This window comes from Mesosutterella multiformis (assembly GCF_003402575.1).
GTDB classification, from domain to species: domain Bacteria; phylum Pseudomonadota; class Gammaproteobacteria; order Burkholderiales; family Burkholderiaceae_F; genus Mesosutterella; species Mesosutterella multiformis.
Genome location: NZ_BGZJ01000001.1, coordinates 1,013,398 through 1,038,096, shown reverse-complemented (window position 1 = coordinate 1,038,096; position 24,699 = coordinate 1,013,398). Strand labels below are relative to the sequence as shown.

Here is a 24,699-nt window from a genome sequence, read left to right as displayed (position 1 = left end):
AAATAGGTGGCTCAGAAAGCCTTAAGCGTTAATTCGGAGTATGTCAAAATTATAGGAGTCACTTCTCTGCCTCTGCCGGCTCAGCCCCGGTACCCGGCCGGGAAGAACAGAACAAAAAGAGTAAAGTGTCTGCCGGCAGCGTTGAGGAAGGCCTCACGGTTCTGCCGCACCTAACGAAAAGGATCCCAACTCATGGCACGCATGGTGAAATGCATCAAACTCGGCAAGGAACTCGAAGGACTTGACTTCCCCCCGATTCCCGGCGAACTCGGAAAGAAGATCTGGCTGAATGTTTCCAAAGAAGCCTGGCAGAGCTGGCAGCAGCTCCAGACCATGATGGTAAATGAGTACCAGCTCAATCTGTCGGATCCCAACGTCCGCAAGCACCTGCTGAACCAGTGCGACAAGTACTTCTTCGGCGATGGCGTCGGCACTGAAGCTGTGCCGAACTACGTGCCTCCGACCGAGGCAAAGTAAGACGGATTGATCCCGCAGAGAAAAGGCGGAAGCAATATGCCTCCGCCTTTTCTGTTACCGATCCGCGGAATCCGGCATTAATCAGAGCGCGGCGCTTTCCTTCACGCCGTCCGCCGTGGCGAGCAGCAGCACATCAGCGCCCCGCCGCGCGAAAAGACCGACCGTCACAACACCGGGGATCTGATTGATCTTTTCCTCAAGCGCCACGGGATCCGTGATCTGCAGACCGGAAACATCCAGAATCTTGCAGCCGTTATCCGTCGTGAAGTCACGGAGCTTTGGTTCACCGCCGAGCGCCTTCAGCTGACGGCTCACAACACCCACTGCCATCGGGATCACTTCAACCGGCAGCGGGAATCTGCCGAACACCGGCACGAGCTTGCTTTCATCGGCAATGCAGACGTAAGTGCGAGCGAGAGAAGCAAGAATCTTTTCCCGCGTCAGCGCTCCGCCGCCGCCCTTCACCATGTGGAAGCCGGAATCGATCTCATCGGCACCGTCCACATAGACCTCGATCTCATCCACTTCATTCGGATCGAGCACCTTGAAACCGAGGCGTTCCAGATGTTCGGTCGAACGGACCGAGCTCGAAACACAGGCCGGAACCTTCTTGCCGGAGGCGGCCAGCGCGTCGATAAAGAAATCAACGGTAGAACCTGTACCAACGCCGAGAACCCGGCCTTCCTGAACAAAAGACACCGCGCGCTCCGCGGCTGCCTTCTTCAGCTCATTCTGATTCATAGGAAATATCGCTTTTTTGTTGGGGGATGTATTGCTGGTTCTCATTTTAATAGTCAAGGCCTTAAACTTTTAGGCGAACCCGCATTAAAGCGATATCCAGCACGGAAGGCGCGGCGGCGCTGAGTGCCGACGCAGGCATAAGGAGACAGGGAAATCGGGCGGACCTGAAATCCCGGATGAACAGATGAAAGTCCTCGCAACGCGAAAAGATGAGAGCCTATTTCAGGGGCTTTCACGCACGGAAGAAATCTCGCCGGGCAATTTCGGCTTCTACGCGACATGGATCGCGCTCGCCGTGATTCTTTCGGTTTTCGTTATTTCCGCTCTCTATATCTCGCATATCTACCGCACAAATGAGCGGAATGATATTGCTCAGTCCGCGGAGCTGCTCGCGGAAACTGTTGACGCCCGTCTGTCGACGACGAGCGAAGCGGTTTCCCGATACTCCTTCAGCATTTTTCACCACCCGAACTGGCGCCTATCCACCCGTGCCCAGGGGCTTGCCAGACGCCTGATGGAGTCCCGCCCCGAGATTGTCGAAATCAGTCTTGTGAAGGATGAAACCGTGCTCACCTCGTACGCCTCAGGATTCGCGTTCGAGGCTCTCAGCCTCCCCGCGGGCCAGAAGCTCGCGATGCAGGACACGCTGGAAACCCTGAAGCGCGCTCATGACAGTGAGACCGCTCTCTTCTCGAATCCCTATTTCTACAAGGGGAACTCAACCCCCTATATCAATCTCATTGTTCCGTCGACTAATAATGAGGCAATCATCGCCCGCATTTCGCTTGCGGGCTTCATGCATCAGGTGACACCGAGCTCGCTTCTTGACCGCGCGTCTCTGTCACTCAAAGTGAACGGGAAAAAGTTTATTTCAACATCCTCAGTCGCTCAGACGACAGAGGAGTCGTTTGATATTCTTCTGCCGCCGCTTCCGCCCGCGGTGACGCTCTCGGTGTCCCCCTTCAATCGTCCGTTCCTTTTCACGAAGGATCTGTCGACGCTCTCCATTCTCGGGCTTGGCACCGCGCTTCTTGTGGCGTTTCTCGGTCTCGCGGGTTTCCAGATCCGTCAGCGTCGGACATCCCGGCATCTTCTTGCGGAGTCCGTGATCCGACGCGCGATGTCCGAAAGCATCGCTTCCGGCCTCCGGGTAACCGACATGCGGGGAATGATCGTTTATGTGAACCGCGCTTTCCGGGATCTCTTCCGCCTCGGGAACAAACAGATCGCTGGAGAAATGCCCCCTTACAGCTACTGGTCCGAGCACGAACGGGACGAGTATCTGAAGCTCGCGCGCGATGTGACTGACGGTGAAAATCTCCGGCGTCAGTTTGAGACCACGGTCACCCGCCCTGACGGCACGACCTTCATCGCGTCAATCGAACTCAACCCGCTCACCGATGACAGCGGAAACCAGATTGGCTGGCTCGAAATGGTCTCCGATATCACGGAGGCGAAGAAAATCGCGGACGAACTCGCGCGCGGCCGCGAACGCATCACGAAGGTGCTCGATTCGATTGACTCCGCGGTGAGTGTCCTTGGAAAACGGAACGGCGAAACGATTCTGCTCTACACGAATCCAACGTATCACAACCTCTGGGGAGACGATCCGTCGCCGCATCAGAAACTGGTGTCCGAGATTCCCAATAAGGATGCCTCATCCGGCACTCTGACCGGCATCATTCACTATCTGCCTGAAGACAAGTGGTTTGATGTCCGCGAGCGTGAGCTCGTCTGGACTGACGGTCTCACGGCAGAACTGCAGATTGCCACCGATATCACCGAGCGCCGGAAGAATGAGGAGCTCGTCGCGCAGCAGGAAAAGAAGGCTGAGCTCTCCTCCCGCCTGATCACGATGGGTGAGATGGCGAGTTCGCTCGCCCACGAGCTGAATCAGCCGCTCGGCGCCATTACGAACTACGCGTCTGCCGCTCTCACGCTGATGCAGATGGGGAAACTTTCCGAAAGCGACTGCGCCCAGGCCTTTAATAAAGTGTCAAACCAGGCCGAGCGGGCAGCGGCGATTATCAAACGGATCCGGTCATTCGCGAAGCGTACCGCGCCTGAAATGACACCCACGCCGGTTCAGAAGCTGATTGATGAAACGATGGAGCTTGCGCTGATTCAGGCGAAAAAGCGGGACGCCACGGTGAAGCTTGATATTTCTCCTGAAGTGAGCAGCGTCGTGTGCGACGCCGTGATGATCGAGCAGCTGCTTCTCAATCTGCTGAAGAATGCCATGGAAGCCGCGGAACCCTGCGAGAACCACGAGATCACGCTTACCGTAAAGCCCCTTGAGGCTGAGCATCAGGTAGCATTCGAGATTTCTGACCACGGTCCGGGCATTCCGGCTGACGTGAAGGCGAAGCTCTTCGAACCGTTCTTCTCCACGAAGGCGGAAGGAATGGGCATTGGCCTCAATATCTGTCGCTCCATCGCAGAAATGCATCAGGGACGGCTCCGCGTCGAGGACAATCCGGGGGGCGGCACAATCTTCATCCTGACACTGCCGGCCTATACGGAAGGCGCTGCCTTCCAGGCGTAAGTCAGGAGCTTTTCCGCAGAACTAGGGTTATAGTTATTTAATGGGCACGATTATTGAGTATTCAGGCCCGGGACACCGCAAGGAGTGAGGACATCAGATGACGGTTTTTTCTAATACATCGACTCAGGATACCAAGGGTACCGTTTACGTCGTGGATGACGACGACGCCATCCGCGACTCTCTTCGCTGGCTGCTCGAAGCAAACGACTATAAGGTCGAGCTTTATGACAGCGGCGAATCCTTCATCGCGAAGTACGATCCGAACGCGATTGCTGTTCTGGTGCTTGACGTCCGCATGCCGGGCATGAGCGGCCTGGAGGTCCAGGAGCATCTCCTCGCGAGAAAAGCCGATCTGCCGATCATCTTCATTACCGGTCACGGCGATGTGCCGATGGCGGTCCGCGCTCTGAAGAAAGGCGCGGTCGACTTTATTGAGAAGCCCTTCCAGCAGGCCGCTCTGAAGGCTCAGGTGGAGCACATGCTGAACGAAGCGCGCGAACGCCGTATGAAGAATGAGCGTCAGAGTCTGAACGAGGCGCTGCTCGCGAAGCTCACGCCGCGCGAACAGCAGGTGCTGGAACGCATTGTTGCCGGCCGTCTCAATAAGCAGATCGCCGATGACCTTGGCATTTCAATCAAGACGGTTGAGGCTCACCGCGCGAGCATCATGGATAAGACAAATTCTGGTACCGTTGCGGATCTTATGCGTGTCGTGATGGACACGTCACAGCCGGCCAAATTCCTCGATGGATCCCAGGCCGCCAAGTAAACCGCACATTACCGAACAGACAGAGAACGAATGACAGCAAAACTGATTGACGGCAAGGCGCTCGCCGCAAAAATCCGCGCCGATATGAAGGTGAAGGTTGCTCAGCTTGAAGCTGAGCACGGCTACCGTCCGGGGCTCGCAGTCGTCCTCGTGGGCGAAAATCCGGCGAGCCAGGTCTATGTCCGCAACAAGATCAAGGCCTGTGAAGAAGCCGGCATCCGCTCGATTGAAAAGCGTCTTCCGGAAAGCACCTCCGAGGAAGACCTCCTTAACCTCGTGCGCAGCCTGAATGAAGACCCGTCAGTTGACGGCATTCTCGTGCAGCTGCCGCTTCCGAAGCACATCTCGGATCTGAAAGTCATCGACACGATCAGCCCCGATAAGGATGTTGACGGTTTCCATGTGAACAGCGCCGGACGCCTTCTCGTCGGACGCCCGGGTTTCCGTCCCTGCACGCCTGCCGGCATCGCCGAGATGCTCGACTCAATCGGTTTCGACTGCTCGGGCAAACGCGCCGTTGTGGTCGGCCGCAGCAATATTGTCGGCAAACCCATGGCGCTGATGCTCCTTGAACGGAACGCTACCGTGACGATCGCTCACAGCCGCACGAAGGATCTTCCGGCTGTCTGCCGTGAAGCCGATCTCCTCGTCGTCGCCGTCGGCCGCGCGAAACTGGTGACCGCTGACTACGTGAAGGAAGGCGCAGTCGTGATCGACGTCGGTATGGACCGCGACGAAAACGGCAAGCTCTGCGGCGACGTGAATACCGAATCCGTCCTCGAAAAGGCCTCCTACGTCACCCCCGTTCCGGGCGGTGTCGGCCCGATGACGATCGCGATGCTCCTCACGAACACCGTGAGCGCCGCCTTGGGCAAATTCGGGAAGTCGCTAAACTAATCATCAAGCATTCACGAGGAAAAAAGCTTCCCGCGTCTGTTGCCGGAAGCTTTTTTCTTTTTACAGCTATTCATTTAGGAAAAAGTATTTGTCTATGTCGCAGAATCCCCTTCTTAATCTTGACGGTCTTATCGATTTCGCGGCGATCCGCCCTGAGCATGTCGCGCCGGCTATCCGGGAACTGATTGCTGAAGCACAGAAGACGCTGGACGCCGTGACGAAGCCTGAAGTGCCCGCGGATTTTGACTCGGTCGCCGAGACTCTCACCACGGCGACACTCCGTCTATCCCGCGCCTGGGGTGCCGTGAGCCACCTGATGTCCGTGAATGACAGCGAGGCGCTCCGCAGCGTCTTTAACGAGATGCTCCCTGAGGTCACGCAGTTCTGGATCGGACTCTCTCAGAATGAGAGCCTGTACGGAAAGTACAAGGCGATGCATGACGCCGCCGGGTTTGAGTCCCTGACACCTGTCCGCCAGAAAATCATCAATGATGAGCTGCGGGACTTCCGCCTTTCCGGCGCGGAGCTCCCTGAGTCTGAGCGCCAGGAAGTGAAGGCGATCAGCGAGCGGCTTTCCGCCCTCTCTCAGAAGTTCTCCGAAAACCTCCTCGACGCGACGAACGCCTGGACGCTCGATCTCGCGGATGATTCCCGCCTGAAGGGCATCCCCGAGGACGCCCGTCTGCTTTTCAGCGAAACCGCAAAACAGGCCGGCAAGGAAGGCTATCGGATCACGCTCCAGTTCCCCTCTTACATCCCCGTGCTCCAGTACGCGGAAGACCGCGCGCTGCGTGAGGAAGCCTACCGGGCGTTCTCGACCCGCGCTTCCGAACTCGGCCCCGATAAGTTCGATAACACGCCGGTGATCCGTGAAACGCTTGAGCTCAGAAAGAAGCTCGCGTCTCTCCTCGGTTTCCGTAACTACGCTGAATATTCTCTCGCGACGAAGATGGCTGAGACCCCCGAACAGGTGGTCGGATTCCTGCGTGATCTGAATAAGAAGAGCCGCCCCTACGCGCTGAAGGATATGGAGGAGCTACGGGAATTTGCCGCGAAGGAACTCGGCATCGAATCGCTTCAGCCCTGGGATCTCAGCTTCGCTGCGGAAAAACTCCGTCAGGCGCGCTACGCCTTCTCTGACGAGGAAGTGAAGCACTACTTCACGCAGGACGCGGTCTTCAAGGGACTCTTCCATCTTGTCGAAACGCTCTACGGCATTCATATCCGCGAGGATCACGCAAGCGTCTGGGATCCGGATGTGAAGTTCTTCCGGATTGAAGATAAGAACGGCAAACTGATCGCCCAGTTCTACTTTGACCTCTATGCCCGTCCCACGAAACGGGGCGGCGCCTGGATGGATGGCGACAGAACCCGCCGCCTCTACAAGGGCAAGCTCGATACACCGGTTTCCTATCAGGTCTGCAACTTCACGAAACCCGCGCCCGGCAAGACCGCCACGATGACGCATGACGAAGTGCAGACGCTCTTCCATGAGTTCGGCCACGGCCTTCACCATCTCCTTACCCGGGTTGATGAGGCTGAGGTCTCCGGCATTTCCGGCGTTGAATGGGACGCGGTGGAAATGCCCTCGCAGTTCATGGAAAACTTCTGCTGGGACTGGTCTGTCGTTGAATCCATTTCGAAGCATGACGTGACGGGTGAACCGCTCCCGCGCGCGCTCTTCGACAAGATGGTGGCAGCGAAGAATTTCGAGTCCGGCATGGCGATGGTGCGTCAGCTTGAATTCGCGCTTTTCGACATGCTCCTTCACATGGACTTCGATCCGGAGCATGACAGCGTGCTACATCTGCTGAATCAGGTCCGCAAGGAAGTCTGCGTAATCCCGGTGATCCCCGAGAACCGCTTCCCGATGAGCTTCTCGCACATCTTCGCGGGCGGCTACGCGGCTGGCTACTACAGCTACAAGTGGGCTGAAGTGCTTTCCGCGGACGCTTTCTCGCTCTTCGAGGAAAACGGTGTTGTCAGTCCTGAAATCGGCAAGAAGTGGCTTGACGAAGTGATTTCCCGCGGCGGCTCCCGCCCCGCGATGGAAAGCTTCGTTGCCTTCCGCGGACGCAAGCCCACGGTGGACGCCCTGCTTCGCCACTCCGGCATGAGTGAAGACAAATGAAAATCGCGACCTGGAACGTCAACTCCCTGCGCGTCCGGCTACCGCACGTTCTGCAGTTTCTGCAGGATGAGCAGTGCGACGTGATCGGGCTTCAGGAAACCAAAGTCGATGACGACAAGTTCCCGGAAGATGAAATCCGGAAACTCGGATACAGCTGTCTCTTCTCAGGGCATAAGGCTTATAACGGAGTCGCTATCCTGACCCGTGACGAATCAGTGGCCGTGTCGGACGCATCGTTCGGAATCCCGGGCTATCCGGATCCTCAGAAGCGTCTTGCCGCGGCGACCATTACGGCTCAGTCAGGAGCGTCGTTCCGGTTCGTCTGCGGTTATTTCCCAAACGGTCAGGCCCCGGGCGCGGCGAAGTATCTCTATAAGCTTGAGTGGTTCTGCGCGCTCAGGTCCGCGATTGAAGCGCGCCTCCGTACGGACCCCAACCTTATTCTGGTGGGCGACATGAATGTGGCGCCTACTGACGAGGATATCTGGGATCCGGAAGGCTGGAAGGGACACATCCTCGTCTCTGACGCGGAGCGCGACGCCTTCAACTCCCTTATTGCCCTGGGACTCACGGACGCGTTCAGAAAAGCACCGGTCACGGAAGGTGACTGGAGCTGGTGGGATTACCGCAATAACGCTCTCCTTCGTGATCAGGGCGCGCGGATTGACCATACGCTCGTCAGCGATCCGCTCGTCGGAAAGATTGAATCCGTGAAAATCCGGCGCGCCTACCGGGAGCTGCCGCAGCCTTCCGACCACGCTCCGGTGGTGCTGGAACTCAGTCTCTGAGTCTCTCAGAGCTGAAAATTCTTCAGAGTGCGGGCTCGGAGCTGCCCGCACCCGCCCTCCACATCCTGAGCCGCGGAGACGCGGATTTTGGCAACAATCCCTCGGGAGCGGAGGATTTCCGCAAGCTCCAGACACTTTTCTTTGTCGGGCCGCACAAAGTCCGATCCCTCCACCCGGTTCACCGGGATGAAGTTCAGCATCGCGTTTTTCCCTTCAAGAAGGCAGGCGAGTTTCTCAATCTCATCCTTCCCGTCATTCACGCCGCGGATCAGCACCCACTCATACTGAACCGGATACTTCACCGCGTCCGAATACGCCTGGGCGCGGCTGATGATTTCTGCGACGGAAAGCGCTCCGGGTTTCGCGATCAGATGCCGGCGCTTCTCATCAATAGCCGAGTGAAGCGATACCGCGAGTCCCGGCCGGACATCTGTTGGCTTCAGGCTGAGCAGCGCATCAAATATCCTCGGATCCCCAACCGTCGAAATGACCAGGCTCTTATGCCCGAAATCCCCATAAGTACCGAGAAACTGGACCGCTTCGAGAACGGCCCGGAGATTGTGGGACGGCTCCCCCATCCCCATAAAGTCGACTTTCCGGATACCGGGATTGATCCGGCGGGCCGCAGCCACCTGGGCCGCGATCTCGGCGCTTCCAAGCTGCCGGATGAGTCCCGAGCGGCCCGTCATGCAGAACGCGCAGCCCACAGCGCACCCCACCTGAGTCGACACGCAGACGCCATCCTTCGGGAGCACGACCGTTTCCACGGTCTCTCCGTCCCGAAGCTTCATCAGAAGTTTTTCTGATCTGCCGTCCCCGCCCCCGCTTCGCAGCGCGGGCACCACGAGCGAGTCAAGATACCGCCTGAGTTCGGGCAGCGCTTCCCTCACGGGTTCCGGAAACCGGAGATCATCCTCTCCCGGCCACGCGGCCCTCCCAAGCCAGGCCCGCGCAATGCCTCTCAGATGCTGCTCCTTCGCTCTGAGCGACCGCAGCTTCTCCGTTACATCACTCAGGCGCGGCGCGCCGTCATTCACTATGAACTCCATCGAGCAGTTTTCCTGATTGGGCAAAGGCGTCATTTTAAAGCCTCCCGGCTTTCCGTTTTCTCATCCTCCCTCATGGACAGGTATCCTCCGGCGATTAAAATGCATCTACTTATCCAACATTTGGTCCGGCCGTATCTCCATGAATAATCTTGCTGTACTGATCCTCACAAAGAATGAAGAAAAGAATATTGCGGAAACCATACAGAGCGCCAGGCAATGTACGGACGAAGTGATTCTGATCGACAGCGGCAGTACGGACCGGACAGTGGAAATCGCGGAAAAAGCCGGTGCCCGGGTGGTCTACCGGGCCTGGACAAATGACTTTTCGGCTCAGCGGAACTTCGGCCTCTCGGCAACCGACGCGACGTGGGTGCTCTACCTCGACGCGGACGAACATCTGACACCGGAACTCGCCTCCGCGATCCGCCGCGCCACGGAGCCGGGAGCGGAACCCGCCGCATACCGCATGCTCAGACTCTGCTGCGCCTTCGGAAAAACATTCCGCCACGGCGTGATCGGCCCCAACTGGGTAACGAGGCTCTTCCCGAGAACGGAGGTGACCTGGGTGAACCAGGTTCACGAGCATCCGGAGTGCAGCCTCCAGGAAAAAACACTGCCCGGCTACATGGAGCACTACACGTATGCTGACTGGAGATCCTGGGAGCGGAAGATGAGTCTCTACTCAACGCTCTGGGCCGAGAACGCTTTCCGCCAGGGACGCAGAACATCGCTTGGCGGGATCTTCGGGCACAGCGCAGGCAGCTTCTTCAAAATGCTGATCCTGAAGCTCGGGTTCCTCGACGGTGCTCTTGGAACCTACCTCTGTTTCCTCAACTTTTCCTACACGATGATGAAGTATCTGAAGTTGCACGAGCTTCAGCGCACCGCGGCGAATAAAAAAGAAGCCTGAGAAAATCTCTCAGGCTCTGCCGGATGTCTACTCCTCCATCCGCAGTTCCTTGATCTTCCGCGTGATGGTGTTCCGGCCCATGCCAAGCCGGGCCGCCGCGTCGATTCTGCGGCCGGATGTCTTTTCAAGAGCGGCCTCAATCACCGTCCTCTCAAACTGATTCCGGAGCGACTCCATGATATCGGGTGCGCCGCGGTCGAGCATATCGGAAACGGTCTGCGAAAGCGCGTCCTTCCAGTCTGAAAGCGCCCCCATGTGTCCTTCGGGAAGCGCGGCGTCCTTCCCGGCCTCCCAGTTCCTCACTTCCTCAGGCAGATCCTCCGCTCTCACATTCTGAGAGGGGGCCATGACCGTAATCCAGCGGCAGACGTTTTCCAGCTGACGCACGTTTCCCGGGAAGGGGTAGCGGGTCAGCGCTTCCATCGCGTCCGGCTCAAGCCGCTTTACTTCAACCCCAAGCTCCTTCGCGGTCCGGATCAGAAAGTGGTGAGCAAGAAGCGGGATATCCTCGGATCGCTCTTTAAGCGATGGGAGCCGGATCCGGATCACATTAAGCCGGTGGAACAGATCCTCACGGAACTTCCCCTCCGCCACACGGCGCTCGAGATTCTGGTTCGTCGCTGCGATGATCCGCACATCGGCGTGCAGCGGCTGATGGCCGCCCACCCGATAGAAATTTCCGTCTGAAAGCACCCGGAGAAGTCTCGTCTGAAGCTCCATCGGCATATCGCCGATTTCGTCGAGAAACAGCGTACCGCCGTCAGCCTGCTCAAACCGGCCGCTTCGTGTCGCGAGGGCTCCGGTGAAAGCGCCCCGCTCGTGGCCAAAGAGTTCAGACTCCATCAGCTCACGGGGAATTGCCGCCATGTTGAGCGCGATGAAAGGGGCTTTGCTTCTCGGGCTGCTGCGGTGCAGAGCCCGGGCCACGACCTCTTTGCCGGCGCCGGATTCACCCGTAATCAGGACAGTCATGCTGGAGTGAGACAGTCTGCCAATCGCCCGGAAGACATCCTGCATCACCGGGGCCTTCCCGATCAGCTCCAGCGTCCCATGTCCCTCTTCCTCATTTTCCTCAGCTTCGTCAGCCGCGGCAGAGGGCTCCTGATCCGCCATCGCGCGCTGCACAAGCTGGACCGCTTTATTGATGTCAAAGGGCTTCGGCAGATATTCAAACGCCCCCTTCTGGAAAGCGGACACCGCGCTTTCCAGATCGGAAAACGCCGTGGTAATGATCACGGGAAGCTTCGGATACTTTTCCTTGATGCGCGTGAGAAGATCGATGCCATTGGGACCCGGCATCCGGATATCGGAGATCAGCACGCCGGGGCAGTCATTCTGCAGGGCGGTCCAGGCCGCATTTCCGTCAGAAAAAGACCGGCAGGTGAACCCCGCCTTTGTCAGCACCTTTTCCAGAACCCAGCGGATCGAGCGGTCATCATCCACAATCCAGACTTCATTCATGAGCTTTTCTCCTTAATCACGCTGGGCTGATATCGCCGGTCTCAGGCGGAGAGAGCGGCAGAAGAATCCGGAAATCGGTTTTCCCGGGTTCGCTCTCCACATCGATCGATCCGTCATGCTGGCGTATGAAATTCTGCGCGAGTGAGAGTCCAAGACCGCTCCCATTCGCTTTCCCGGTCACGAGCGGATAGAAGATCCGATCCCGGATTTCTGGCGGAACCCCCGGACCGTTATCCTGGATATGAATGGAAAGCGCGAGCCGGTAACGCCTGAGCCCGATCTGCACCTGCTGGGCCACGCGCGTTATCACCCGGATCTCAGCCGTGCCTTCGGCAATCTTTCCGTCAAGCGCCTCGGCTGCATTTTTTTCGATATTGAGAAACACCTGCAGCAGCTGCTCACGGTCACCCCGGAGTGTTGGAACCGAAACGTCATAGTCCCGGATAAAAGAGAGTCCCTTCGGAAACTCAGCCAGAATGATCTGCCGGACCCGCTCCAGCACTTCGTGGATGTTGATGTCAGAAAGCGACCGCCCCGTGCGGTAAGGGGCGAGCAGCCGGTCAACGAGATTCTGCAGCCGGTCCGCCTCGCTGATGATGACTCCGGTGTACTCACGGAGCTCCGGATTCGTGAGCTCCCCTTCGAGGAGCTGCGCCGCGCCCCGGATTCCGCCGAGCGGGTTCTTGATTTCGTGAGCGAGGTTCCGGAGCACCTGACGGCTGGTTTCCGAGAGCCCTACCTTCTGCGCCTCATTCTCCGCGATCAGCACGGCTCCAAGATCCGACACTTCCATCAGAATGCCGCCGGTTCCCGGGAAACGGCTGACCGTCACACGGACCTTCCGGCTTTCTGTCGGATTGCTCGGGCAGAACATTTCAGTCCGCTCGGTGAGGGTTGGCTCCCCCCGGACGGTATCCGACAGAAAACGCTCGGTCCAGCGGCGGGCTGATGGAAAAACGGCTTCGGCAGAAATACCAAGCAGGCGGTTCTTTGAGGCTCCTGAAAGGATCTCACTCGCCGCATTGGCATAGACGATCTTTCCCTTCGGGTCCGTCGCGAGGACACCCGTTGCGAGGGAATCGAGAAAAGAGCCCTCAGGCCACGCCGCGTTCTTCGTCATTCAGCCCTCCGCCGTTTATTGAAAAAAAGAGGGGGAAAAATCCCCCTCCTCTGCTGCTTACTGCTTACGCAAGCGCGTTAGCTCGCGAAGTAGAGCGCGTACTCGAGCGGGTGCACCGCAGCGCGGTACGTCGTCACTTCTTCCTGCTTCACCGCGATGTAGGCGTCGATCAGGTCATTCGTGAAGACACCGCCACGGGTCAGGAACTCGCGGTCCTGATCGAGGTAAGCCAGGGCTTCAGAGAGATCGCTGCAGACCGTCGGGATCTTGGCGTTCTCTTCGGGCGGCAGATCGTACAGGTTCTTATCAGCCGGATCGCCCGGGTTGATCTTGTTCTGGATGCCGTCGAGACCGGCCATCAGCAGAGCCGAGAAGGCGAGGTAGGAGTTAGCCGTGGGATCCGGGAAGCGGACTTCAACGCGGCGGCCCTTTTCGCTGAACACCTTCGGAATACGGATAGCGGCGGAACGGTTGCAGGCCGAGTAGGCGAGCTTCACCGGAGCTTCAAAGCCCGGGACCAGACGCTTGTAGGAGTTGGTCGACGGGTTCGTGAAAGCATTCAGGGCACGGGCGTGCTTGATGATGCCGCCGATGTAGTAAAGCGCCGTTTCAGACAGACCGGCGTAGCCGTTGCCCGCGAAGACGTTCTTGCCGTCCTTCCAGATCGACTGGTTGCAGTGCATGCCAGAGCCGTTGTCACCCGGATAGGGCTTCGGCATGAAGGTCGCGGTCTTGCCGTAAGCGGCCGCCACGTTCCAGATCGTGTACTTCTGGATCTGGGACCAGTCAGCACGCTGCACGAGGGAGGAGAAACGGGTGCCGATTTCGCACTGGCCGGCAGCGCCCACTTCGTGGTGATGCACTTCAACCGGGATGCCCTGCTGAGCGAGCAGCGTGCACATTTCAGCACGGATGTCCATCAGCTTATCAACCGGCGGAACCGGGAAATAGCCGCCCTTCGTCAGGGCGCGGTGGGCCAGGTTGCCGCCTTCATACTTGAGGCCGGTGGACCAGGGAGCCTCTTCGCTTTCAATCTTGTAGAAGCAGTCCTGGGAATCATTGCGATAGCGGACGCTGTCGAAAATGAAGAACTCGAGTTCCGGACCAAAGTAAGCGGTGTCGCCGATGCCGGTGGACTTCAAATAGGCTTCAGCGCGCTTCGCGAGGGAGCGGGGATCACGTTCGTAACCCTTGCCCGTGTCCGGTTCCACAACGTCGCAGGTGAGCAGCAGCGTGTTCTGCTCACGGAAGGGGTCCATGCGGGCCGTTTCCGGATCCGGAAGCAGCAGCATGTCGGAGGCCTCGATGCCTCTCCAGCCCTTGATCGAGGAACCGTCAAAGACGTGGCCCACTTCGAACTGGTCTTCAGTCAGCTGATCTGCGGGGATCGTGACGCTCTGCTCTTTGCCGAGCGTATCAGTAAAGCGGAAGCCAACGAACTTCACGTCGTTGTCTTTGACCATCTGGAGGACGTCATTAGCCGTCGTCATCTTTTTCTCCTAAATCAATCTTGGGCCGGGAGAGCATTTCTCCCTGGCATTCGCCCATATATAAGCAACTACCGTGCCAGTTTTTACTTTTCAGCAAAACCTCAGCAAATAGCCCTTCTCCGGCAGACGGTCAGAATTTCACCGTCTGCGCGAATCAAAATGAGGCAGAACCATGCACCATGATAGTGCATCTGCTCCCCAAAAATGAGATTTTTTCAATCGGCAACACTTTACAGGGCACCGGATCAGGGCAGGAAAAGCTCCTGAAGATCGGAAAGGAAGTCGAGCCCCCTGGCGGTTGGCACAAGACGGCCGCTTTCCGCGGTGAGAAGTCCTTCGCCCACTGCCTCGTTCACTGCCGGCTCGATCACGCTGTAACCGAGCCCGGTTCTTTCCTCAAACGACTGGACTGTGACCCCGTCCGTAAGCCTCAGCCCATCCAGCATGAACTCAAACGGCAGCTCATCACGTCCCACCCAACGGGATTCCTGGAATGGCGTCTCCAGCGTCCGGACGTTATCCATATAGCGCCTCGGATCCCCTGTCTGGGCGTAGCGGAAGACGCCCCGCTCATCACTGATCTTTCCATGAGCTCCGGCCCCGATCGCCAGATAGTCGCCGTAGCCCCAGTAGTTCAGGTTATGGCGGCAGCGGCGCCCTTCCTGCGCGTATCCCGACACTTCGTAACGCCTGAACCCCGCACGGGCAAGTTCACTCAGCACCAGGTCTCCCATTTCAGCGAGCGTATCCGGATCCGGAATTCCTTCCGGCACCCGTCGGGCAAAGGCTGTTCCCTCCTCAATCGTGAGCTGATAAAAAGAGAGATGCGTGCTGCCGGATCCGATTGCTTCCCGCAGATCCTCGGCAAGCGACTCCCGGGTCTCCCCCGGAAGGCCGAACATAATGTCGATATTGAAATTATCAAAGGCTGCTGCGGCCTGACGGATTGCTGCTCTCGCATCGTCCGCGGAATGAATGCGGCCGAGAATCCGGAGCTCCCGGTCATTAAAACTCTGAACTCCAAGTGACAGCCGGTTAACCCCGGCCTCGCGGTAGCGGATCAGGGAATCGGATTCCACCGTCCCCGGATTCGCTTCCATTGAGATCTCACACTCGGGCGATACCTCAATCAGATTCCGGACTCCCTGCAGCAGAGTTCCAATCTCCTTCCCTGCCATGAGAGAGGGAGTACCGCCGCCGATATAGATCGTCTCAAGACGTCTTCCGGGCCTGAGATACTCGAGCTGAGACTCCAGATCGCGAAGCAGCAGCGATACATAGGTCTCTGTCGGCAGAGCTCCCATCACCGGACGCGAATTGAAGTCGCAGTAAGGACACTTGCGGACGCACCAGGGCCAATGAATATAGAGGGAGAGCGGGATGCGGCTGCTCTCCGGAACCGGCACTCCGCCCGTGCCCGGAAGCGTCTTCATGCGGCTCACCACCCCCAGTGATTCCTGAGAAGCGAGAGAAGGCCCTGAACCGCCTGGCCGCGATGGCTCACGCTGTTCTTTTCTTCCTCGGAAAGCTCGGCCGCGGTCTTTCCTTCCTGCGGAAGGAAGAAGTACGGGTCATAGCCAAAACCGTTCTCACCCCGGGGCGTATCCACAATTTCGCCGTGCCAGTAACCGGTCGCCACCAGCGGATCAGGATCGTCTGCCGACTTAACTCCGATCAGAACGCAGACATAGTGAGCCTTGCGGTTTGCTTCGCCCTGAAGCCGGCTGATGAGAAGCTCGTTATTGCGGGCATCGCTTTTCGGCAGACCGGCAAAGCGGGCGGAATGAACGCCGGGGGCTCCCCCCAGGGCGTCCACGCAGATCCCGGAATCATCCGCGATTGCCGGGAGTCCCGTCTGACGGGAGGCATTGCGGGCCTTTGCGAGGCAGTTTTCAAGGAATGTCTCAAAGGGCTCCTCGGCGGGCGTGACGCCAAGCGACCCCTGAGCCACCACTTCAATCCCGAGAGGAGCGAAGAGCTTATTGAATTCACGAATTTTCCCCGGATTATCCGAGGCCAGAACCAGACGCTTCATCCGTCGATCTCCAAATGGTTTCTTTCAGGCCTTCAGCGCTTCGTTCTGCGCCTCGGCAAGTTCCTTATTGCCCTTTTCCGCAAGGTCAAGCAGGCGGTTCAGATCATCGCGCGTGAAGGGATCGCCTTCAGCCGTGCCCTGGATTTCCACAAAAGCGCCGCTCCCCGTCATGACGACATTCATATCGGTGTCGCTCGAAGAATCTTCCACGTAGTCGAGGTCGAGCACCGGCTGACCTTCGCTCATGCCGACAGAAATCGCGGACACCGAGTCCTTGAGCGGACTCTTTTCAATGAGTCCCTTGGAAATCATCCAGTTAACCGCGTCTGCGAGTGCCACATAGGCACCCGTAATCGAGGCGCAGCGGGTACCGCCGTCAGCCTGCAGCACATCGCAGTCGATCTTGATCGTGTTTTCGCCAAGCGCCTTGCGGTCGATCACCGCGCGGAGGCTGCGGCCGATCAGACGCTGAATCTCCTGAGTCCGGCCGGTCTGCTTTCCCTTCGCGGCTTCACGGTCCGTACGGGTTCCGGTCGCGCGCGGCAGCAGTCCGTATTCCGCGGTCACCCAGCCTTCACCCCGGCCCTTAAGCCAGGAAGGAACGCCCGTGATCACCGAGGCCGTGCAGAGAACCTGCGTTTCGCCGTCTTCAATCAGGACAGAGCCCTCGGCGTACTTCGTGAAGTGGCGCGTAATTTTTACGCTCCGTTTTTCATCTGCTTTCCGGCCGTTCGTACGTTCCACTTCGCTTTCTCCCTGCAGCCCGTCGCTGCGTGTATCTGATGAAACAGAGCCGCAGGGCTGACCTGAGCCCGCGCTTCCCTGTTGATGATCCCAAAACCGTTACAATCTGCATGCGCCTTCCGCCTGGACTTTCGCATCGCAGGCAGAGGCATCCAGCAAACTCGGACAAGGATATATCTTATGGCATCCGTTTTCAGCATGACAGGTTACGCGACGATCCAGTCAGCGATCGCGTCCGGCCAGCTCACTGTCGAACTGCGCTCCGTCAATTCCCGTTTTCTCGATCTCACGCTCAGAATTCCTGATGATCTCCACTCTCTGGAATCAGCCATCCGTGAAACGATCGGTTCCCGCGTAAAGCGCGGCAAGATGGAGTGCCGGCTCTCCCTTAAGTCTGAGACGCTCGGTGCCACGTCACGTCTGAGCCCGTCTGCTCTCACGACGCTCGCGTCCCTGCAGGGGGAAGCGCTCAAAGCCTTCCCGGAAGCCCGCGCGCTCTCTGTCAGCGAAATTCTCTCTTACCCCGGCGTTCTTACGTCTGATTCCGTCGACGCGGAGCAGGTGTCAAAAGACGTTCTCGACGCGCTGAACCGCGCGCTGGATGCCTTCCTCGCCTCCCGCGAACGCGAAGGCGCGGCTCTTGCCAAAGTGCTTCTGGGGTACTGCGACAACATCGAGGGAATCGCCCGCGATATCGCGTCCCGACTCCCTGACATTCTTGCCGCCATGAAGTCGAAGCTCGAGGAACGGCTCTCTGAGGCACTCACCCAAGCGCTTTCCGATAAGTCTTCCCTGACGCCGGAAGACGTGAACGAACGGATCCGCGCAGAACTTACGCTCTACGCTCTCCGCATGGATGTGGCTGAGGAAATCAACCGCCTCATCACCCACGTCAATGAAGTCCGCCGTGTGCTGACCGCTGGCGGTCCTGTCGGCCGCCGCCTCGACTTCCTCATGCAGGAACTGAACCGCGAAGCAAATACTCTGGGCTCCAAGGCTGTGGCAATCGAGATGACCAATGCTTCTCTCGATCTGAAACTTAATATCGAGAAGATGCGCGAGCAGATCCAGAATCTGGAGTAACAGAAGAAAGAGCGGGTTACGCCGCTCTGGATTCTTTTGAAAGTCCCGCCTCCGCGGGGCTTTTTTTATTTCACACCATTTTCCGTCAGGGTTTCTCTGCAAGCCTTAATCGTTATCTACATTATTACTTTATAAAGTTTGAGTCTATAATTCTCTCAATTTTTCTTCAGGAGTCTATTTATGTACCGCTGGCTTCTTGCAGGCCTTCTCGGTCTCACTTTCACGCTTTCCGCATCAGCTGCCACGTACCGCTACGGCACCCCGGTTTCTGTGACGGGTACGCTCGGCAGCCGTCAGGGTGTTGACTGCTGCAACATGGGGAAAGAAGAGGTGGTCGAATTCCCCGCCATTATCCTGGATCACCCCATCAACACGATCCCGGCCGACAGACAGGATGAGGAAGGTCCGGTCAACGGCGTTCTCATCATGCAGCTTGTCATGGGAAACGACAGCCAGTGGAAGTTTTATAAAAACAATCAGGGACACCGGGCCCGCCTGACCTGTTCCATGTTCGTCGCACAGACCGGTCACCATCTGACGCAGGTCCTGTGCAATGTGGACTCCATGAAAAAGGCGTCGCCGAAGGATACCTTCCGGTAAGAGACACGCTGCAATTTCATCGTTCTCCGGTCATTTCCGGGCGTCTGAAATTTAAATTTTGCTTTTTGGCTTTCCTTATGTATAATTGACTTCTCTCGGGGTGTGGCGCAGTCTGGTAGCGCGCCTGCTTTGGGAGCAGGATGTCGGGAGTTCGAATCTCTTCACCCCGACCAGACAGAGTCTGCAAAGCAGAATCGATCCGCCCGTAGCTCAGTTGGATAGAGCATCTGCCTTCTAAGCAGAGGGTCGCTGGTTCGAATCCTGCCGGGTGGACCAGTAGTAAATCAGTTGTAATGGTGGGTGTAGCTCAGTTGGTAGAGTCCCGGATTGTGATTCCGGTTGTCGTCGGTTCGAGTCCGACCCCCCACCCCAGATTCAGAGTCCGTGAAGGTTGATGCCTTCACGGACTTTTTTCATATCTCTCCCAGAAAAGGAGCAAGGCATGAATACGGCTCAGGATGAAGATGACGACGAAGAAGGCGTAAAGCTGCCAGGACTGCCAGCCAACGCCCCGAACTACATGACGCCGGAATGCTATCGGAGAATGCTCGACGAACGGGAAAACCTCGTGCGGACAGAACGTCCGAAAGTCGTGAGCATTGTCTCCTGGGCGGCGTCGAACGGCGACCGGTCCGAGAACGGCGATTACCAGTACGGCAAGCAGCGTCTGAGAGCTATTGACCGCCGGATCCGCTTCCTCAATAAGCGTATTGAGTCCGCCCAGGTGGTGGATGTCCGGGGGCGGGATACGGATCAGATTTTCTTCGGCGCGACCGTGACCTATGCCAATAACCTTGGCGAAGAGCACACAGTCCGCATCGTCGGCATCGACGAGATGGATCCGGAGCATGGCGATGTTTCCTGGATCAGCCCGGTTGCCCGCGTTCTTATCAAGGCGCACGAAGGCGATGAAGTGAAGCTTCCGACACCTAAAGGTGTGCAGACGCTCGAGATCCTTGAAGTCCGCTATACCGGCGAACCGCCGATCCCTCACGAAACACCGAAAGACGAATAAGAGAAAACGGAGCGGAATTTTCCGCTCCGTTTTTTATTTCCCGCTGTGGAATCAGGCTCCGCCGCCTGCCGGGCTCTCCGCGTAAAGATCCTCGGAATTGAGTTTCTTCATCCGGGGTTCCTCAGGCGCGGCCTTCGGAATATCGTCCTGCTCAGAAGTCCGGCGCCAGACCTGCTGGACACCCGGGATTCTCGCGAGATGACGCATCACGTGGGAGAGGTGGGTCTTATCCCTCACCTGCACCACCATGTGGAGGCGGGTTGTATTGCTGTTTTCTGAATCCACGGAGAAGCCGACAATCGCCGACTGCTCTTCAGCGATAGCCGCGACGCTGGCCGCGATCACCGCTTTCTCCTGTTCCTCATCCGCGGTCACTTCAACCGGCACAGGGTACCGGGCAGAGAGCGGCTGCGGGAGCCACTCGGCCGCCATCCAGCGGCCCGGATCCGCGGAACGCCCCTTCACCGTATGCTCGCAGGACGTGCAGTGAATGGAGAGGCCCTTTCCGGGGCGCATGAAGCCCCAGATATCGTCGCCCGGGATCGGGTGGCAGCAGGTCGCGAGACTGACCGCGACGCCCTCATTGCCCGTCACCTTCACCGCCTTCATCATGGGGCTCTCGGTCCGGCCGGCAAGTCCCGTGATCGGGGCCGTCAGCGCGGTAAAGCGGTTCACAATGGCACCCGCGAGATATTTTCCAAGTCCCAGATCCGCGAAGAACGACTCCTTTGAGTCGACACCGGAGTCTCTCAGCACCGCCTTCCAGACCGCTTCAGGAACTGTGTCGATATCGAGATTCACCTCCTCCCCGGCGCGCTTGAGAAGCTTGTGGCCCAGCTTCACTGAGTCATCAAACTTCATCGTACGGAGGAACTGACGGATTTCGGCGCGCGCCTTGCCGCTGCCGACATAGCGCACCCATTCGGGGTTCGGCGTCGCGTCAGGCGAAGTGCGGATTTCAACCATGTCGCCGTTATTCAGTTCCTGGGTGAGAGAGCTGGGTTCGCCGTTCACGCGGCAGGAAAGCGCGTGATTGCCGACGTCGGTATGAATCTGATAAGCGAAGTCGATCGGAGTGGAGCGTTTCGGAAGAGAAATAATTTTCGACTTCGGGGTGAAAACGTAGATGCGGTCCGGGAAGAGATCGATCTTGATGTTTTCAATAAATTCAGAGGAATCCGCGCTGTGCTGCTGAATTTCAAGCAGCGACTGAAGCCAGGCGGTCGTTCTCTGCTGAATTTCCGTGGCACTCGCCCCGTCATCATTGAAAAGCCAGTGCGTGAGAATGCCGTACTCGGCGATCCGGTTCATTTCCTCTGTCCGGATCTGATACTCGATCGGCGTGCCGTTCGGACCGATCACCGTCGTGTGAAGACTCTGATATCCGTTCGTCTTCGGCACCGCGATAAAGTCCTTGAAGCGCTTCGGCACCGGCTTATACATCGCATGCAGGGCGCCGAGAGTGAGGTAGCACTCCTCAGGGGTGCGCACAATTACCCGGAAACCATAGACGTCCAGCGCTTCGCGGAACCGGATGTGCTTATCCCGCATCGTGTTATAGATGCCGTACATCGTCTTGTCACGGCCGATCACGCGGGCCTTGATGCCGGCCTTCGGAAGCATGCGGCGGGTTTCATGCAGAATCCGTTCGAGAATATCCTTTCTCTTTTCGCGCGTTCTCACCACGGCGTCATGCAGCACCCGGTAGCGGATCGGGTGCATGTTGAGAAACGCGAGTTCCTGCAGTTCGCGGAATACGTGATTCATGCCGAGGCGATGGGCAATCGGCACGTAGATATCCAGCGTTTCGCGGGAAATGCGGCAGCGCTTCTCGTAGCGCATGATGCCGAGAGTGCGCATGTTATGCACACGGTCAGCGAGCTTCACGAGAATGACGCGGACATCCTTCGCCATGGCGAGAAGCAGCTTTCTGAAGGATTCTGCCGCGGCGACCTGAGTGCTCTTGAATTTGAGCTTATCGAGTTTGGAGACGCCGTCGACAACGTTTGCCACTTCGATACCGAAGCGCTCCGCCATCTCGATCTTCGACACGCCGGTATCTTCCAGCACGTCATGCATGAGCCCAGCCTGAATGGTCACGCAGTCCATATGCCAGCTCGCGAGAATAGACGCCACCGCGAGAGGATGCGTGATGTAAGGCTCGCCCGATTTGCGGAACTGCCCCAGATGATGTTCGTCAGCGTAGCGATAGGCCTTGAGAATCGTCTGGCAGTCGCTTTCCGACAGATAAAGCCTGCACCGGGTCAGCAGCTCGTTCGCAGAAACGATCTTGACGTCAGCCGGCTGCATGTAGAGTGGCAGATCATCTGACGAGTTATCGTCCGTCAGACTTTCCATGTGGGGTATGACCACTTGCGAGTCCGCATTGATTGCAGGCATAGGATGTTCCTCGCTTCCGGTTCGGCGGGTTAGAAATTAAAAAGGTCCTGTCCCTTTCTTGGAACAGGACCCGTAAACGGACTGAGAGGCGTCTTAGCGGGGAACTTTCTCCAGCATCTCTTTTCCGGTCTTGCCTTCGGCGATTTCGCGCAGGGCGACCACCGTCGGCTTATCCTTCGCGTCGACCTTCGGGGCATAGCCCTGGGAGATCTGACGGGCGCGGTAAGCGGCGCACAGCACGAGCTCGAAGCGATTCGGAATCTTCTTCAGGCAGTCTTCAACAGTAACACGAGCCATTTATATTTTCTCTTTCAGAAATTTTGAACTTTCAACGATCAGGCGGGAACACCCAAAGATGCAAACAAAGCCTGCTCACGCCTCGCCTGGCACTCATAGCGCAGACGCGCGGCGCGGATGATGGACTGAAGCTCGCAGGAAGCCTGATTGAAATCATTGTTAATTATAACGTAGTCGAATTGCGGGGCATGGACTATCTCAGCTCCTGCCCCCTTCAGACGACGCGCGATGACTTCCGGCGCATCCGTGCCGCGGCCGACGAGACGCTGCTTCAGTGCCTCGATCGAAGGCGGCAGGATAAAGGTGGAAATCACCTCGGGGAAAATCTTTTTCACCTGGAGCGCGCCCTGCCAGTCAATTTCCAGCATGACGTCGTATCCGGCGGCGAGTTCCTGCTCAATCCAAAGACGGCTGGTGCCATAGTAATTTCCATGGACGAAAGCCCATTCGAGGAACTCGTGGTTCTTCTTTCGCTCTTCAAAATCCTCCTGCGAGATGAAGTGATAGTCCACTCCATTCTGTTCTCCGGGGCGAACCTCGCGGGTTGTGTAGGAAATTGAGAGATGCACTTTCGGATCTTTCGTGATCAGATCATGCACAAGAGAGGATTTCCCTGCGCCGGAAGGCGCTGAAACGAGGAAAAGAAGTCCTTTCGCTTTCGAATTATCCATCGGTTTAATCCTGTCAATGGGCGAAACCGCTGTCTGGAAATAACTTGATCAAGCTATGGAGAGAAGCGCGAGCCGCAAGAAAAAAATTTTCAAGATTCTAGCAAAATAAAACGGGCAGTTTTTCCAACTGCCCGTCTCCATCTTTATGACTTATGACGCGAGGGTGAGGAAAATTTTGTGGGTGACTCTGAGATAATTGCTCTTGGAGGAGCCTCAAATGAAACGAAAGACAGACCCCTTGGATAGTGTTGCAGGACAGATTTTAGAAAACGCCAAGAAATCCGGGCTTGAGATTAATACCGCAGAGGATGCGGAAAATCTTATGGCCCATATGCTCGGTCGGCTGCTGACTCAAATGCTTGACGGTGAAATGACCAATCATCTCGGTTACGAAAGAGGCGGTAAACGTGTCACCGAAAATGAGCGTAACGGGCATAGTTCGAAAACCCTCAAATCGTCCAGCCTTGGAAATATCCGTATTGACGTACCCAGAGACCGCAAGGGAGAGTTTGAGCCGAGGGTCGTTCCTAAGCATAAACGCCAGCTGGCGGGGTTTGAGGACAAGGTTCTGGCCTTGTACGCCAGAGGGCTCTCAACCCGGGAAATTCAAGGCTTTCTCTATGATGAATACGGTATGGAGACCAGTGCCGAATTTATCAGCGATGTTACGGACGCCATCCTTCCTGAGGTTGAAAAATGGCAGAACCGTCCTCTGGATCCGTTTTATACAACTGTTTTCTTTGACGCTATTCGAGTCAAAATCCGAGGTGATAATGGCATTGTTACCCCGAAAGCGGTCCATCTTGCCTTGGGCGTAAACGCCCAGGGCCGCAAGGAAGTTTTGGGGATGTGGGTCGCTGATAACGAAAGCGCAAAATATTGGCTTAAGGTCTTCACTGAACTCAAAAACAGGGGGGTGTCTGATATTCTGATTGCTGTCACAGACGGACTCAAGGGAATGAAGGAGGCGCTTGAAGCTGCCTTTCCCAACACTCTGCTGCAGACCTGCATTGTTCACCTGATCAGGAACAGTCTGAAATTCGTCGGATATAAGGATTACAAGGCCGTAGCCGGCGCGCTGAAGCCCATTTACCGGGCCGTAAACGCGGCTGATGCGCGGAAGGAACTGGACGCTTTTGCACAGTCGGAACTGGGGCTCAGATACCCTTACATCGCCAAACAGTGGATCGATTCCTGGGATAAGGTGATCCCCTTCTTTGATTTTTCCCCAAATATCCGCAGACTTATTTATACAACCAATGCCATAGAGAGCCTTAATCGGGATCTAAGAAAAGTAATTAAGACCCGAGCTGCTTTCCCTACTGAAACGGCTGCTTTGAAACTTCTCTTTCTGGCAATCCGGAAAGTAGAGAAAAGATGGGTGCGGCCTTCTCCATACTGGAGTGCCGCTATGAGAGAATTGGTTGTGCTATTTGGTGACCGAATCACCCCCTAATTAACCTTGAACGAGCCGCC

General features: G+C 57.1%; 22 protein-coding genes and 3 tRNA genes. 14 read left to right on the top strand and 11 right to left on the bottom strand.

Annotated elements, in window-relative coordinates; genetic code table 11:
• Positions 1–192: 192 nt before the first annotated feature.
• Complete coding sequence (locus M4NBBH2_RS04870) at positions 193–477, top strand: oxidative damage protection protein (RefSeq protein WP_116269938.1); 285 nt, start codon at positions 193–195, stop codon at positions 475–477.
• Positions 478–558: 81 nt separating this feature from the next.
• Here the strand turns inward: M4NBBH2_RS04870 and rpiA are convergent, their stop codons facing one another.
• Positions 559–1,218 (bottom strand): ribose-5-phosphate isomerase RpiA, encoded by a 660-nt coding sequence (rpiA, locus tag M4NBBH2_RS04865; protein ID WP_116269937.1) that lies wholly within the window; start codon positions 1,216–1,218, stop codon positions 559–561.
• Between the two features lie 184 nt (positions 1,219–1,402).
• On the opposite strand from rpiA, the gene M4NBBH2_RS04860 reads away from it, so the two are divergent.
• From M4NBBH2_RS04860 to xth, 5 genes are all read left to right on the top strand, one after another.
• On the top strand, positions 1,403–3,763 hold the full coding sequence (locus M4NBBH2_RS04860; protein ID WP_116269936.1) for a PAS domain-containing sensor histidine kinase: 2,361 nt from the start codon (positions 1,403–1,405) through the stop codon (positions 3,761–3,763).
• A gap of 97 nt (positions 3,764–3,860) precedes the next feature.
• A complete protein-coding gene (locus M4NBBH2_RS04855; protein WP_022443836.1) occupies positions 3,861–4,532 on the top strand; it encodes a response regulator transcription factor in 672 nt (223 codons plus the stop codon).
• A 30-nt stretch (positions 4,533–4,562) separates the two neighbouring features.
• Complete coding sequence (gene folD / locus M4NBBH2_RS04850; RefSeq protein WP_116269935.1) at positions 4,563–5,429, top strand: bifunctional methylenetetrahydrofolate dehydrogenase/methenyltetrahydrofolate cyclohydrolase FolD; 867 nt, start codon at positions 4,563–4,565, stop codon at positions 5,427–5,429.
• A 94-nt stretch (positions 5,430–5,523) separates the two neighbouring features.
• The gene (locus M4NBBH2_RS04845; protein ID WP_116269934.1) at positions 5,524–7,560 is read left to right on the top strand and encodes a M3 family metallopeptidase; all 2,037 of its coding nucleotides are present in this window, start codon (positions 5,524–5,526) and stop codon (positions 7,558–7,560) included.
• The gene (gene xth, locus M4NBBH2_RS04840; RefSeq protein ID WP_116269933.1) at positions 7,557–8,348 is read left to right on the top strand and encodes an exodeoxyribonuclease III; all 792 of its coding nucleotides are present in this window, start codon (positions 7,557–7,559) and stop codon (positions 8,346–8,348) included. The genes M4NBBH2_RS04845 and xth overlap by 4 nt, the downstream gene beginning before the upstream one ends.
• A 5-nt stretch (positions 8,349–8,353) precedes the next feature.
• On the opposite strand, the gene M4NBBH2_RS04835 is transcribed toward xth, so the two are convergent.
• Positions 8,354–9,430, bottom strand: a complete 1,077-nt coding sequence (locus tag M4NBBH2_RS04835; protein WP_235005585.1) for a radical SAM protein — start codon at positions 9,428–9,430, stop codon at positions 8,354–8,356.
• Between the two features lie 106 nt (positions 9,431–9,536).
• On the opposite strand from M4NBBH2_RS04835, the gene M4NBBH2_RS04830 reads away from it, so the two are divergent.
• The gene (locus tag M4NBBH2_RS04830) at positions 9,537–10,307 is read left to right on the top strand and encodes a glycosyltransferase family 2 protein (protein WP_116269931.1); all 771 of its coding nucleotides are present in this window, start codon (positions 9,537–9,539) and stop codon (positions 10,305–10,307) included.
• 27 nt (positions 10,308–10,334) lie between these two features.
• Here the strand turns inward: M4NBBH2_RS04830 and ntrC are convergent, their stop codons facing one another.
• From ntrC to rph, 6 genes are all read right to left on the bottom strand, one after another.
• Positions 10,335–11,768, bottom strand: coding sequence for a nitrogen regulation protein NR(I) (ntrC, locus tag M4NBBH2_RS04825; protein WP_049686653.1), 1,434 nt, complete (start codon positions 11,766–11,768; stop codon positions 10,335–10,337).
• Positions 11,769–11,784: 16 nt separating this feature from the next.
• Positions 11,785–12,888, bottom strand: a complete 1,104-nt coding sequence (gene glnL, locus M4NBBH2_RS04820) for a nitrogen regulation protein NR(II) (protein WP_116269930.1) — start codon at positions 12,886–12,888, stop codon at positions 11,785–11,787.
• A gap of 77 nt (positions 12,889–12,965) precedes the next feature.
• A complete protein-coding gene (gene glnA / locus M4NBBH2_RS04815; RefSeq protein WP_116269929.1) occupies positions 12,966–14,378 on the bottom strand; it encodes a type I glutamate--ammonia ligase in 1,413 nt (470 codons plus the stop codon).
• A gap of 245 nt (positions 14,379–14,623) precedes the next feature.
• Entirely contained in the window at positions 14,624–15,811 is a 1,188-nt protein-coding gene (gene hemW, locus M4NBBH2_RS04810) for a radical SAM family heme chaperone HemW (protein WP_116270592.1), read from the bottom strand.
• 5 nt (positions 15,812–15,816) lie between these two features.
• Entirely contained in the window at positions 15,817–16,413 is a 597-nt protein-coding gene (gene rdgB, locus M4NBBH2_RS04805; RefSeq protein ID WP_116269928.1) for an RdgB/HAM1 family non-canonical purine NTP pyrophosphatase, read from the bottom strand.
• Positions 16,414–16,437: 24 nt separating this feature from the next.
• Entirely contained in the window at positions 16,438–17,175 is a 738-nt protein-coding gene (rph, locus tag M4NBBH2_RS04800; protein ID WP_116269927.1) for a ribonuclease PH, read from the bottom strand.
• A gap of 162 nt (positions 17,176–17,337) precedes the next feature.
• On the opposite strand from rph, the gene M4NBBH2_RS04795 reads away from it, so the two are divergent.
• From M4NBBH2_RS04795 to greB, 6 genes are all read left to right on the top strand, one after another.
• Positions 17,338–18,240: a YicC/YloC family endoribonuclease gene (locus tag M4NBBH2_RS04795; protein WP_116269926.1), complete on the top strand. Its 903-nt coding sequence runs from the start codon at positions 17,338–17,340 to the stop codon at positions 18,238–18,240.
• 180 nt (positions 18,241–18,420) lie between these two features.
• Positions 18,421–18,840, top strand: coding sequence for a DUF4431 domain-containing protein (locus M4NBBH2_RS04790; RefSeq protein WP_116269925.1), 420 nt, complete (start codon positions 18,421–18,423; stop codon positions 18,838–18,840).
• A 96-nt stretch (positions 18,841–18,936) separates the two neighbouring features.
• Positions 18,937–19,013: transfer RNA gene (locus M4NBBH2_RS04785), tRNA-Pro, on the top strand.
• Between the two features lie 26 nt (positions 19,014–19,039).
• Positions 19,040–19,116, top strand: a tRNA-Arg gene (locus M4NBBH2_RS04780).
• Between the two features lie 20 nt (positions 19,117–19,136).
• A tRNA-His gene (locus M4NBBH2_RS04775) sits at positions 19,137–19,212 on the top strand.
• 70 nt (positions 19,213–19,282) lie between these two features.
• Entirely contained in the window at positions 19,283–19,855 is a 573-nt protein-coding gene (gene greB / locus M4NBBH2_RS04770; RefSeq protein ID WP_116269924.1) for a transcription elongation factor GreB, read from the top strand.
• Between the two features lie 51 nt (positions 19,856–19,906).
• Here the strand turns inward: greB and M4NBBH2_RS04765 are convergent, their stop codons facing one another.
• From M4NBBH2_RS04765 to gmk, 3 genes are all read right to left on the bottom strand, one after another.
• A complete protein-coding gene (locus M4NBBH2_RS04765) occupies positions 19,907–22,213 on the bottom strand; it encodes a RelA/SpoT family protein (protein ID WP_170135103.1) in 2,307 nt (768 codons plus the stop codon).
• A 135-nt stretch (positions 22,214–22,348) separates the two neighbouring features.
• A complete protein-coding gene (rpoZ, locus tag M4NBBH2_RS04760; RefSeq protein ID WP_022443819.1) occupies positions 22,349–22,552 on the bottom strand; it encodes a DNA-directed RNA polymerase subunit omega in 204 nt (67 codons plus the stop codon).
• Positions 22,553–22,590: 38 nt separating this feature from the next.
• The gene (gene gmk, locus M4NBBH2_RS04755; protein WP_116269922.1) at positions 22,591–23,223 is read right to left on the bottom strand and encodes a guanylate kinase; all 633 of its coding nucleotides are present in this window, start codon (positions 23,221–23,223) and stop codon (positions 22,591–22,593) included.
• 217 nt (positions 23,224–23,440) lie between these two features.
• Between gmk and M4NBBH2_RS04750 the strand changes: the two genes are divergently transcribed.
• Positions 23,441–24,679, top strand: a complete 1,239-nt coding sequence (locus tag M4NBBH2_RS04750; RefSeq protein ID WP_116269921.1) for an IS256 family transposase — start codon at positions 23,441–23,443, stop codon at positions 24,677–24,679.
• Positions 24,680–24,699: the final 20 nt, after the last annotated feature.

Excerpts from the sequence above, each read along its gene's own strand:
- hemW (WP_116270592.1), bottom strand. The coding sequence starts at position 15,811 with ATGAAGACGCTTCCGGGCACGGGCGGAGTGCCGGTTCCGGAGAGCAGC.
- gmk (WP_116269922.1), bottom strand. The coding sequence starts at position 23,223 with ATGGATAATTCGAAAGCGAAAGGACTTCTTTTCCTCGTTTCAGCGCCT.
- rdgB (WP_116269928.1), bottom strand. The coding sequence starts at position 16,413 with ATGAAGCGTCTGGTTCTGGCCTCGGATAATCCGGGGAAAATTCGTGAA.
- ntrC (WP_049686653.1), bottom strand. The coding sequence starts at position 11,768 with ATGAATGAAGTCTGGATTGTGGATGATGACCGCTCGATCCGCTGGGTT.
- M4NBBH2_RS04870 (WP_116269938.1), top strand. The coding sequence starts at position 193 with ATGGCACGCATGGTGAAATGCATCAAACTCGGCAAGGAACTCGAAGGA.
- M4NBBH2_RS04860 (WP_116269936.1), top strand. The coding sequence starts at position 1,403 with ATGAAAGTCCTCGCAACGCGAAAAGATGAGAGCCTATTTCAGGGGCTT.
- xth (WP_116269933.1), top strand. The coding sequence starts at position 7,557 with ATGAAAATCGCGACCTGGAACGTCAACTCCCTGCGCGTCCGGCTACCG.
- M4NBBH2_RS04835 (WP_235005585.1), bottom strand. The coding sequence starts at position 9,430 with ATGACGCCTTTGCCCAATCAGGAAAACTGCTCGATGGAGTTCATAGTG.
- M4NBBH2_RS04790 (WP_116269925.1), top strand. The coding sequence starts at position 18,421 with ATGTACCGCTGGCTTCTTGCAGGCCTTCTCGGTCTCACTTTCACGCTT.
- rpiA (WP_116269937.1), bottom strand. The coding sequence starts at position 1,218 with ATGAATCAGAATGAGCTGAAGAAGGCAGCCGCGGAGCGCGCGGTGTCT.
- folD (WP_116269935.1), top strand. The coding sequence starts at position 4,563 with ATGACAGCAAAACTGATTGACGGCAAGGCGCTCGCCGCAAAAATCCGC.
- rpoZ (WP_022443819.1), bottom strand. The coding sequence starts at position 22,552 with ATGGCTCGTGTTACTGTTGAAGACTGCCTGAAGAAGATTCCGAATCGC.
- M4NBBH2_RS04750 (WP_116269921.1), top strand. The coding sequence starts at position 23,441 with ATGAAACGAAAGACAGACCCCTTGGATAGTGTTGCAGGACAGATTTTA.
- M4NBBH2_RS04830 (WP_116269931.1), top strand. The coding sequence starts at position 9,537 with ATGAATAATCTTGCTGTACTGATCCTCACAAAGAATGAAGAAAAGAAT.
- glnL (WP_116269930.1), bottom strand. The coding sequence starts at position 12,888 with ATGACGAAGAACGCGGCGTGGCCTGAGGGCTCTTTTCTCGATTCCCTC.
- M4NBBH2_RS04765 (WP_170135103.1), bottom strand. The coding sequence starts at position 22,213 with ATGGAAAGTCTGACGGACGATAACTCGTCAGATGATCTGCCACTCTAC.
- M4NBBH2_RS04855 (WP_022443836.1), top strand. The coding sequence starts at position 3,861 with ATGACGGTTTTTTCTAATACATCGACTCAGGATACCAAGGGTACCGTT.
- M4NBBH2_RS04795 (WP_116269926.1), top strand. The coding sequence starts at position 17,338 with ATGGCATCCGTTTTCAGCATGACAGGTTACGCGACGATCCAGTCAGCG.
- glnA (WP_116269929.1), bottom strand. The coding sequence starts at position 14,378 with ATGACGACGGCTAATGACGTCCTCCAGATGGTCAAAGACAACGACGTG.
- greB (WP_116269924.1), top strand. The coding sequence starts at position 19,283 with ATGAATACGGCTCAGGATGAAGATGACGACGAAGAAGGCGTAAAGCTG.
- M4NBBH2_RS04845 (WP_116269934.1), top strand. The coding sequence starts at position 5,524 with ATGTCGCAGAATCCCCTTCTTAATCTTGACGGTCTTATCGATTTCGCG.